Origin of the sequence: Sneathiella sp. (assembly GCF_041689005.1) — a bacterium.
Taxonomy (GTDB): Bacteria; Pseudomonadota; Alphaproteobacteria; order Sneathiellales; family Sneathiellaceae; genus Sneathiella.
Genome location: NZ_JBDNHC010000046.1, coordinates 1 through 11059, shown reverse-complemented (window position 1 = coordinate 11059; position 11059 = coordinate 1). Strand labels below are relative to the sequence as shown.

The window sequence follows — 11059 nt, the reverse complement described above, 5'->3', positions numbered from 1 at the left end:
TCAGCAACATTACAGGGGTCATGTATTTTGAGGCCAGTCGGCACGCCTCGATGGAAACATCGAAGCAATCTGACGGGCCATGCGCGGCCAGCACGACAAGAGGCGCATCGCCATTCCTGCCATAAACGGCCTGATAGAGGTCCGATTGTTCTGTTTTTGTCGGCAAGCCGGTGGACGGGCCCGCCCGCTGGGAATTGACGATAATCAGCGGTAATTCCGTTGCAATGGCGAGACCAATGGCCTCACCTTTCAGGGCGATGCCGGGCCCGGATGAGGAGGTTATCCCGAGCGCTCCCGCATAGGAGGCCCCGATCGCCGAGCAGACCGCCGCGATTTCATCCTCCGCCTGAAATGTCTTCACCCCGAATTGCTTCATTTTCGCCAGAGTATGCAGGACGGGCGACGCCGGAGTAATGGGATAGGAGCCGAAAAATATATTCAAATCGGCAAGACCAGCCCCTGCAACCAGACCCCAGGCGAGCGCCTCACCGCCAGTAACAGTCCGGTAGAGGCCCTTGGGCATATGGGCGGGCGGGACAGAGTAAAGCTGAACCCGGGCGCCGAGTTCCGACACCTCACCATAGACATGCCCGGCATTGAGGGCGGCTATATTCGCATCCGCGATGTCCGGACGTTTGGCAAATTTCTTCTTCAGCCAGTCAACCGTCGAACTGCGATCGCGATCATATAGCCAATAAACCAACCCGAGAACCCAGAAGTTCTTGCAGCGCAGACCTTCTTTCTGCGAGAGGCCAAAATCCTTGACCGATTCCAACACCAGCTTGGTAATATCAATATTAACAACCGCATAGGCGTCGAGAGATTTATCCTCAAGCGGGTTACTGGCATATCCCGCCTTTTTTAAATTGCGGTCCGTGAAGGTCCCTCCGTCCACGATGACCGTACCTCCATTTTTAAGGCGTGCGATATTGACCATCAATGCAGCGGGGTTGAGAGCAACCAACACATCGGGGTCATCGCCGTGCGTCTCAATTTTGCGGCCACCGAAGTTAATCTGAAACGCGGATACGCCGAAAGTTGTTCCGATAGGCGCCCGGATTTCTGCCGGAAAATCGGGAAAGGTGGCAAGGTCATTTCCAGCTAGCGCCGTTGTGTCGGTAAACCGGCTGCCGGTAATCTGGATACCATCGCCTGAGTCACCCGCAAAACGTATTACCACAGAGGAAATCTCTCGTCTCTGTTCGGAGGTTGGACCCGCCTTTATGTTCAGTTCGTTCAACTTACTTACTCGCATTTTGCATTTATAATTTTCCGAAAAGCAGGATGCCGGTTATGGACTTACTTAATCTGCTTTTGCCGCCGCAAACAAACTTCATTCGCCTGAATTTACTGCCGCGACGAAGATTTCTCTCATAACATCATATGTACGTTTCGGTCGATTTTACCAGACCTGGTTTTCAACGTCATTTTTTCTATCCATACAATTATTGCTGGATCAACGCAACTACATTTCATAAGTAAATTATGTAAATAAAAGAATGTACAAAATTTAAATGTTAAAAATATTTGGCCGGACCAAATTCAGCCAAGACCGTCTTTCATAACCCTAACAAAAAAAGCACCGATCTGCGCAGGTGTTTGACCACCGGGACGGTACCAGCTGCTTGACCAGTTCAATGATCCGAGTAGGTTTAACCGCAGTAATCCTTTATCAATATCCTCGGAAAGGGGAAGGTCCTCAATAAGGTCCATGAACAGCTTGTCATAACTGTCCCGGATTTCAATGAGGCGGCTGCGGAGTGTCGGAGCCGTTCTCGATATATCGGCACAGAGTAAAATGGAAAAATTATTACCCCCGAACAGCGTTTCCATATGGGCGACCGCGGCACGCGTCAATCGGTCCCAGGGATCAACGACACCATCGACGGCGGTGATCAATGCATTGCTGATCAGACGTTTACCCTCTTCGTAGGTGGCAACGATTAGATCATCCTTGGAAGAGAAATGATAGTACATCGACCCGGCAAGCATACCGGCTTCACGAGCAATGTCTCTCATGGACGTCGCATCATACCCGCGCTGATTAAACAGATGTGCCGCCGCCGCCATGAGTTCCTGGCGACGGTTGTCGCTTCGATATAGACCTTCTTCCCTGGAGGGTAGGTTCTCAGTCACGCTTTCGTCCTAACGAGCATTGCCATGATCCTATTTATGCCCGGTCAGATAAAAGGCAGCAACTTTATTCGTTACTGCAATAATCAAAATGAGGGCTAGTCTGCGCCAAAAAGTTTCTTTATTCGGTCCAGCACCTCTTCAGTTTCATCCCCCGCTGCCCTTAATATATTCTGTGCCTGGTCTGAGAGGTTCAAATCCGTTGAAAGGGCCGAAAGGGTCGCTCCCTTAAGTATGGGCCGGTATATTTTATCCACAAGCCCCGCCGGGGTCAGGCCATTTTCGTCTTTCCCCAGATCCTCAAGATGGATGGGTTCAAGGAGCGCTGTTGCTTTCTTACCGGTAAGATCGTCCGATTGCACGATCACAACACCATTGGTTAAGTAGAAATCATTCACGATGAATTTTTTAACAAACATACCACTTTTGGCCCGGATATTTAAATGTGGGTTTTCTATCGCCGCTTTGATATTTGCCCGCAGCACCCTTAGGTTATCGCCGTCTGGCCGTATTTCATAGAAAATTTCGGGAGCATCTATTTTAAGTCTCTTGATTACAAGAACCTCATCCCCAACGGTTTTTGGATCGATCTGCATGTCAATGCTGGCGGCATAGAACGCGTTGTTGTCGGAATAATCAGGCGGGTTGTTAACTGACAGCCTCACAAGTGTCGCGTCGCCAGAGACTGGGGAGAAATTCGCCTCCTGCAGGGTTACCTTGGTCCCGGTGACAGCCGAACCATATTCCTCAATTGTTGTTGTAATGACTGATCCGATGGATGTGTAGACCACAACGATTGCCACAACAAAAAGCATAACAATCAGGAAAAGAACGATAGCAAGGCCGCGTCTCATAACTTGGTATCCGTTTAATGAAAAAAACTGAGACGACCATAGAGCGGCCAGCTATCCGGCGGCAAGAAGAACTATGTGGAGTTCCACTTAAAAAAAGCGCCGCCCCGAAGAATCGGGCCGGCGCTAATTCTTTCCAGACGATATTTACGCCTTATCAGACAGTATATTTACAAAAGCGAAATTTCCCGACGTGCCCGGCGTTCAAAGATAAAGGCAAGCGCCGCTGCCGATCCCGCCGTAATCAGGGCAATCAAGGCAAGTTCCAGATTACTCACGGGAATAAGGTTGCTTCCGCCGGGTGTGGCAAGAGCGAGCCCACCAAAAAGCATCAGGGCGCGAATGGGCCAACCAAATATTTTGCTGCGATGTAAATTACCGACACCCATCAAATATCCCTGCAATGCGCTGGCAATCAGGATTACCCCGCCAACGGCATTCACGAACAGAACCGCCGTCTTGCTTATATCACCATGCAGAATGAACGCCGGATCGAGGACAAAGAAAAACGGAACAAAGTAGATGATTGATCCAAGCCGCATGGCTTCAAATCCGGTTTTCATCGGGTTCGCCCCGGCTATCGAAGCCGCAGCAAAAGCGCCAAGCGCTACTGGCGGTGTGATAAAGGAAACCATTCCCCAATAAAGGATGAATAAATGGACGGAAAGCGGGTCCAGTCCCCCCTGTATCAAGGCAGGTGCCAGTACGATTGCCAGAAATATATAAGCGGCGGTAACCGTCATCCCAATGCCCATTATAAAGCTGGTTATCGCGCCCATGATGAGCAGAACCAGGATATCGCCGCCGGCCAGGAAAATCAGGTCGTTGACAAGAGTTCCGGCCATTCCGGTTATGGACAGCGCGCCGACGATGAGGCCGACACCGACCAAAATGGCGGCAATTTCCGCAAGCAGCTTGCCGGTTGCCATAATAAATTCGATAAAATCCTTAAGATTCCAGCGCGATTTGGAGAAAATCTGGTTTATGACGATGAGCAAAGCCGTGGCATAGAACGGCGCCAACACCTCCTGCTTGAGATATACGAGCATCACAATCAACAAAATAAAGACGGCAATGAAATGCCAGCCCTGACGGAATGTCTCCCCCAACTTGGGAAGCTTATCCCGCGGCAGACCGGGCATATTATTACGGGCCGCATACGCATCAATCTGGATGAACAGGGCCAGATAATATAGGATCGATGGAATGATCGCTGCGACCGCAATCGTAATGTAGGGAACGTTCAAGAAGACAGCCATGATAAAGGCTGTTGAGCCCATAATCGGCGGCATGAGAACACCGCCCGTGGAGGCACAGGCTTCAACGCCCGCGGCGTAAGACGCGCGAAAGCCGGTCTTGCGCATGGCCGGGATGGTCAAAACACCCGTCGTAATAACGTTTGAAATGACGCTACCACTCATCGATCCCATGAGACCGGAGGAAAAAATAGCGACTTTCGCCGGGCCACCGCGAACATGGCCGAGCAAGGCAAACGCCAGATCGATAAAAAATTTCCCGCCGCCGGTCTGTGTCAAGGCAACCCCGAAAATCAGGAAGCCAATTACGAGGTTGGCGAGGGCCTGCATTGGAATGCCGAGCATACTCTCGGCGCTCAGGGTATGATAGGAGATCGTGTCGGAAAACGAGCTGCTCAAGCCGGATATCGGGCCTGGCATTATATCGGCATACAGCGGGTAAAGCGAAATGATGAAGACGATGACGAACAAGGCTGTGCCGCCCGCCCGCCGCGTTCCCTCAAGAACCAACAACCAGAGCACAGAGCCGAGGACGACAATATGTTCCGGCGCCCCCATTTCCCATCCATTGTCGATGATCTTTTCAGCATTCATAAAAAAGAAAACCAAAAGACCGAAAGTGGTGGCGGCGAAAATAATATCGTACCAGGGAACCCTGTTGAGCGGCGCATTGCCTGTGGCCGGAAAAATCAGGAATACGATGGGAACCAGCAAGCCAAACAGCGCATACTGATATTCATTGTCAAGCCATGTATAACTAACAAAGAACCCCAGATTAAACAACTGGTTCGCGGCGAGGAACACGACTATGACAGTCGCGGTTATGACAATTGCTCGCCAGCCAGTGGAAAGGTTGCGATGGCGGGTTAATACAGGAACCGCCACCGCTCCATTCTCATCTATTTTTTCGTCGCTCATTTAAAGTATGGGTTCATACCGGCAGCCTCAAGTGCGGCGGCCCTGGTTTTCATCCAATCTTTAGTAAACTCTTCACCCTCCAGGTTCTTGTCCTTCATGGTTTCCCAGGCGGCAATCAAAGTGTTCTGACGTTCGAGCATTTTATTGTTGTGAGCCTCCATTTCATCCGTCCAGACACCGATTTCCTTCCAGTATTTAACGGCAGCAGCATGATAAGGGATGGCCCACTCAAATGTCTGGTTTTCAAGTGACCAGCCCGACATTGCAGGAAGTGAGTCTTTATAGCTGTCATATTGCGAATGCACGGCCTTGACCATGGAATAAACCAGATTCGGATCTTGGTCTGATCGTGTGATCAGGATTGGGTAGGGGTAGGCAGCGCCGTCTTGCGGGCTGGTTTTAGATATATTGCCGGTGCCAAGTGTTGCCACATGCGGAACGAAGTAAGGGGCAACAGCCTGCAGTCGGGCCCAGCCTTCCTTGTCTGCGGCGGGCGTTGGCGGCCAGAAAATACCGCGCGGCGAAGCTTCGATCTTTTTTGCCGGACCTGTTACCGTCGAGCCAAATGCAGCATCGATTTGACCGGCCTCCAACCCTTTCCACATAGCGCCATAACCACCAAATTCGACAATTTCAACGTCAGCCGGAGTGAGATTGCCGAATGCGAGTATTGCTTCCGTCCCGACGTTCAGGGCAGGGGAGCCACGAACATTGCCGACACGCTTTCCCTTAAGGTCGGCAATTGTTTTGACGCCGATATCACCGGCGACAGCGACACTTAGATTGGCATCAGATGTAGCGGACATTAACATCTGGACATTCTGTGGGCCCCAGCCGGGAGCCGCAAAGTTAAACACGCCTTCCGCAGCGTAAAACGTCCCGGCGCCATTGGCAATAAACTGGACTTTATCCGTCCGCAACGGGCCCATGCGGGAAATATCATTCTTGCCGGGGATTACCCGGATATCAACACCGTACTTGTCTTTCATGGCCTTGCCGATAGCGACAGCCTGATTATAACCGGTCGTACCGGTGTTATAAGCGCTCCATGCGATGGTGCTTGGAAGTTTTACCTCATCCGCCGATGCGACGCCGGAAAGCGTGAGCGCGGCTGCGGTTGCAACTGCGCAGAGTCGTAAAGTAAAAGCCATTATTTCCTCCCTGGAAACCTGCTATGTTTATTTTTTTGTTTTCTCTTAGAACTGTACTCTGCATAGTGGAATAGATTTCTGCAAGTTTTTTGTGGGAAAAACAACTTTTTTGCGTCGGATAGAAAATGCTGAATGAAAATACTTTCATGGGGCGCGTTTCAACGCCGGAGGATAATCGGCACTTTGTTACGTCGCTGGCGCGCGGGCTGGACATACTACAGGCCTTTCGCCCGGGGGAAGGCCCGGTGGGTAACAACGAACTCTCCAAAAGGACCAACTTACCGCGGTCCACTGTTTCACGGCTGACGACGACGTTGGTGACGCTGGGCTATCTGATTCACCGTGAAGTCCATGGGAAGTACGAACCGTCTCCGGCGGTTCTCTCGCTTGGATATACTTTTCTTGCCAACAATAAACTTCGCTTGCTGTCACGACCTCTTATGCAGGACTTGGCAAAGCGGGTGGGGCTTGGCGTCGCGCTGGCAACACGGGTTCGGCTGAACATGATGTATGTTGAAACCGTTCGCGGGGCGGATGAAAGCACATTGAGACTGGAAACCGGCTCCTATCTGCCAATTGCCACGACAGCGGTGGGCCGGGCATTCTTATGCAAATTGCCGGACAGTGAGCGGAATTTTCTTCTCGATCACATTCGAAATAAATACATTGATGACTGGCCGAAGCTGAAAGCAGGATTTGAGGGCGCGCAGAAGGATTTTTCCGATTTCGGATATTGCTTGTCGATGGGAGACTGGCAGTCAAGCTTTCACGCCGTTGGCGCGGCCGCCCGCGATAACTCCAATGGTGATATTGTCGCTTATAATTGCGGCGGTTCGTCCTATCTGGTACGAGAGGAAACGTTACGTGAAGAAGGTGGTCCCCGGCTCGTTGGTCTTGCAAGAAGCATTGAAGTCATGTGCGGGCTCGTCTGACCTTCGAACGCGTCAATAATAATACAAAAGAAAGAAAAGGATATTGCATGGCTTTGGACGTTGAAACATTTGCACTGATGAAAGATGCGGTCACTCGATTTGTAAAAGAAAAATTGATACCTGCGGAGGACGTAGTCGAAGAAACCAATGATGTCCCGGAAGCGATCATCGAGGAGATGCGGGAGCTTGGCCTGTTTGGCTTGTCGATCCCGGAAGAGTTCGGTGGACTTGGCCTCAATATGTCCCAGGAATGCGAAATTGTTCATGAACTTTGCAAGGCATCGCTGGCCTTCCGCTCGGTTATAGGGACCACTGTTGGCATCGGAAGTCAGGGTTTGGTGATGACGGGGACAGAGGCGCAGAAGCAGCAGTATCTACCGCGTCTGGCGTCCGGTGAAATTATTTCTTCGTTTTGCCTGACGGAGCCTGAGGCGGGATCCGATGCTGCGTCTTTACGAACAGTTGCCATCAAGGATGGTGACGACTACGTCCTTAACGGAACCAAACGTTATATTACAAATGCGTTGCGAGCTGGAATGCTCACGGTGATGGCACGGACCGACCCGGCGAAAAAGGGTGCCTCCGGAATTTCGGCATTTCTTGTCGATCCAAAAACGCCGGGTATTACAATTTCAAAAGCCGACGACAAAATGGGCCAGCGCGGGACCAAAACCAGCGACGTAATATTTGAGGACGCGCGGGTACCGGCATCTGCATTGCTGGGTGGACGTGAGGGCCAGGGTTTTTACACCGCAATGAAAGTGTTGGACCGTGGACGGCTGCATTTGAGTTCGGTTTCGACAGGCATTGCGGAAAGAATGCTGGCGGAGGCCTTGGCATACGCTGTTGAACGTAAACAATTCGGGACCGCAATCGGTGAGTTCCAGTTGGTGCAGGCTTTGCTCGCGGACAGTCAGACGGAGCTGTTTGCAGGAACCGCAATGACATTGGATGCCGCGCGAAAATATGATAAGGAAGAAGATATATCAATGTTGGCGGCATGCTGTAAGATGTTCACAACGGAAGCTGCCGGCCGCATCGCGGACCGCGCCGTCCAGATACATGGCGGGGCAGGTTATATGTCGGAATATAAGATCGAACGGTTTTACCGGGACGTGCGATTGTTACGCCTGTATGAAGGAACAACTCAAATTCAGCAACTTGTCATTGCCCGGAATATGCTGAAAACCTACGCGAACTAATAAAAAGGAATAGGAAATGGGTGTAGACCAAATTACAAAAATGATACCGAGCCTTAAAGGTAAGGTCAGCGACGAAGAATGGGAAGAGCGGGTTAATCTCGCGGCCTGTTATCAGCTTGTTGCTCATTACGGTATGTCTGATCTGATTTTCACCCATATTTCTGCCCGTGTTCCCGGCACGGAAAATCAGTTTCTGATTAACCCTTATGGCCTGTTTTTCGATGAAATCACGGCCTCGAGCCTTATCAAGGTTGATATCGACGGCAATGTTCTGGACGATACGCCTTTCAAGTTCAATCCTGCCGGCTATACGATCCATAGTGCCGTTCATGGTGCCTGTCATGATGTCGCCTGTGTGCTGCATACCCATACCTCTGCCGGGATGGCGGTGGCCGCCCAGAAGCAGGGACTGCTCCCGATCAGCCAACATTCGATGATGTTTTACGGACGTCTCGCCTATCATGGATATGAAGGGGTTGCCCTTGATCTGGACGAACGTGAACGGCTTGTCCGCGACCTGGGAGACAGCATTGCGATGATTTTGCGCAATCATGGGCTGCTGACCGTAGGTGGAACGATTTCTGAGGCCTTTCGCCGCGTTTTCTATCTTGAGAAATCCTGCGAGGCGCAAGTCAAGGCATTGAGCGGAGATTCTGAACTAATTCTTCCGTCGAAGGAAGTTTGCGAACATGCCGCCTCCCAATTCACCCCTTTGGAATCCAAGCTGAGCCTGGAATGGCCGGGCCTTTTGCGTATCCTCGAACGCAAGGGCAGCAATTTCCGAGATTAAGAAATCCGTGAAGCGTTCTTTCGGGGCATCGAGAGGTTCTATAGCTTGGGTGCGGTGGACGGTGGCACTGGAATTTTAGGCGATTTGGAATCTCTCGACCGGCTGTAGATCAGGACAGCCAAGATCAATACCGCGGCAATACTCAGGAACAGAACCTTGTAGGCGATAAGGGGCGCCGCACCGGTCTCATCGTGAAAATGCCCAATGATGAGGCCGCCCATGCCTTGCAGAAGGAAAACGCCGAGGAAAACGGCTGTGTTTAACGTCGCAATCCCCCGCCCAAGAAGTTCCTCCGGGAAAATCGATCGCCCGTGGGCCATAATGACGACGCCGTAATTCCCGACAAAGCAAAGAAGAATAAGAAGGGCTGAAATTTGCCAGACTTCTATAACCGGAAGGGCGGCAAGAATGCCGAGAATCAGGATGGTTGTCGTTGCCGCGCACATAATAAGACGCTTTCGACTCGCGAATATGCTGTCAAGATATCCATATACAAGGCTGCTGCAGATCATGGCCAGCATCATCGCAAAAAGAACATTGCCGCGATCTGTTACATCAAGTCCGTAGATATCCCGGAGGAAATTGGCTCCCCATAGGGCCGCAATCGTCATGATGGTGCCATAGATCACCAGATTAATGGCGAACACATACTGAAACTCGCGATCACTGATGATCCGGCCGATGCTGCCAAGCGAATCGCGCATATTCTCGATTTTTCGGCTGTGAAAGGCATGCCCTTCAGGCGCATCCTTGAGGGAAAGAAACGCGATGACGAGCGCCAGGGCGGTGAGCCCGCCTGAAACCCAGAAAATTACACGCCATCCTGCCACGCTGGCAAGCAATGCCGTGGGGGTCGTGGAAATAATATTGCCAAGGCCGCCCATTCCAACAATCAGGGACGCGTAGAGGGCGAACCGTTCCGTGGATAGCCAGCGTGAGATAATTACAAGGGATCCCATCATCACCGGCGAGCAGCCAACCCCGATAAAGAACCGGCTAACAGTGAGCTCGGAAAAACTGGTGGCGACTGCGAATCCGAACGAGCTGACAACAGTCATCAGCATCAGACAGCAGATTGTCTTTCTGGGACCGTAGCGATCAAGGAAAATTCCCACAGGAATCTGAAAAACGGCAAAGCCAATAAAGAAGATACCGCCAACCACCCCGAGCTGCTCATGGGTCAGCCCGATTTCATCCATAACGTCGGGGGCAATCACCGAAATTGAGGAGCGGTAGAAGTTACTGGCAATATAGACCGTGGAAAGGGCCGCAAGGGTTTTTATGGCAATAGCAGTTTCTTTTTTCATTCGTCATTGGCCTGCTGATTTTATTTCTAAAGAGCTAGCAGTTTGTGCCTGTCAGGTCAATTCATGGTGATGGATAGGAATATCTTGCACGATTCCCGCATCAGGGTAATCTTAATAAAAAACAACAAGGAGGATAAAATGTCCAGATGGGTGAAGCGGCCAGAGGGCTCTAATTGGGGAGATTTTGGCGAGGATGACCAAATTGGCAGATTAAATCTGATCACGCCGGAGAAAATACGGGCAGCGGTGGCGGAGGTAAAGGCCGGCGAAAAATTTTGTCTTAGCCTACCATTGGATCTTCCGGGCGGAAATTTACTCAATCCCCGGCGCTTTCCGCCGGAATTGGCGCCGACCTATCGCTCCAGAAATCGGCCGAACATGAACTACAATCTTTCCCAGGATGACCCCAATATGATCGATGTCATCTGCGATGATGTGGTCACTTTGCATACTCAATATTCATCCCAATGGGATAGCCTTGCCCATGTTGGCCAGGAATTCGATGCCGACGATGACGGC

Annotated in this window: 9 protein-coding genes and 1 pseudogene; 4 read left to right on the top strand and 6 right to left on the bottom strand. The window is 51.2% G+C overall.

Annotated features, from left to right (window positions below; genetic code table 11):
* From ACESNI_RS05510 to ACESNI_RS05490, 5 genes are all read right to left on the bottom strand, one after another.
* Window positions 1-1255: 2-oxoacid:acceptor oxidoreductase family protein (locus tag ACESNI_RS05510; protein ID WP_373085507.1), on the bottom strand; the 1255-nt coding region annotated here is incomplete at its 3' end.
* A gap of 287 nt (window positions 1256-1542) precedes the next feature.
* A complete protein-coding gene (locus ACESNI_RS05505; RefSeq protein WP_373085506.1) occupies window positions 1543-2136 on the bottom strand; it encodes a TetR/AcrR family transcriptional regulator in 594 nt (197 codons plus the stop codon).
* A gap of 95 nt (window positions 2137-2231) precedes the next feature.
* Entirely contained in the window at window positions 2232-2987 is a 756-nt protein-coding gene (locus tag ACESNI_RS05500; protein WP_373085505.1) for a hypothetical protein, read from the bottom strand.
* Between the two features lie 167 nt (window positions 2988-3154).
* The gene (locus ACESNI_RS05495) at window positions 3155-5158 is read right to left on the bottom strand and encodes a TRAP transporter permease (RefSeq protein WP_373085504.1); all 2004 of its coding nucleotides are present in this window, start codon (window positions 5156-5158) and stop codon (window positions 3155-3157) included.
* Window positions 5155-6309 (bottom strand): TAXI family TRAP transporter solute-binding subunit, encoded by a 1155-nt coding sequence (locus ACESNI_RS05490; RefSeq protein ID WP_373085503.1) that lies wholly within the window; start codon window positions 6307-6309, stop codon window positions 5155-5157. The genes ACESNI_RS05495 and ACESNI_RS05490 overlap by 4 nt, the downstream gene beginning before the upstream one ends.
* A gap of 125 nt (window positions 6310-6434) precedes the next feature.
* Between ACESNI_RS05490 and ACESNI_RS05485 the strand changes: the two genes are divergently transcribed.
* From ACESNI_RS05485 to ACESNI_RS05475, 3 genes are read left to right on the top strand one after another with little or no spacing between them, the layout of a single operon-like run.
* A complete protein-coding gene (locus tag ACESNI_RS05485) occupies window positions 6435-7241 on the top strand; it encodes an IclR family transcriptional regulator (RefSeq protein WP_373085502.1) in 807 nt (268 codons plus the stop codon).
* 47 nt (window positions 7242-7288) lie between these two features.
* A complete protein-coding gene (locus ACESNI_RS05480; protein ID WP_373085501.1) occupies window positions 7289-8443 on the top strand; it encodes an acyl-CoA dehydrogenase family protein in 1155 nt (384 codons plus the stop codon).
* A gap of 16 nt (window positions 8444-8459) precedes the next feature.
* On the top strand, window positions 8460-9233 hold the full coding sequence (locus ACESNI_RS05475) for a class II aldolase/adducin family protein (protein WP_373085500.1): 774 nt from the start codon (window positions 8460-8462) through the stop codon (window positions 9231-9233).
* Window positions 9234-9271: 38 nt separating this feature from the next.
* On the opposite strand, the gene ACESNI_RS05470 is transcribed toward ACESNI_RS05475, so the two are convergent.
* Window positions 9272-10540: an MFS transporter gene (locus ACESNI_RS05470; protein WP_373085499.1), complete on the bottom strand. Its 1269-nt coding sequence runs from the start codon at window positions 10538-10540 to the stop codon at window positions 9272-9274.
* 138 nt (window positions 10541-10678) lie between these two features.
* Between ACESNI_RS05470 and ACESNI_RS05465 the strand changes: the two are divergent.
* Window positions 10679-11059 (top strand): annotated as a pseudogene (locus ACESNI_RS05465) (cyclase family protein); the annotation flags it as partial.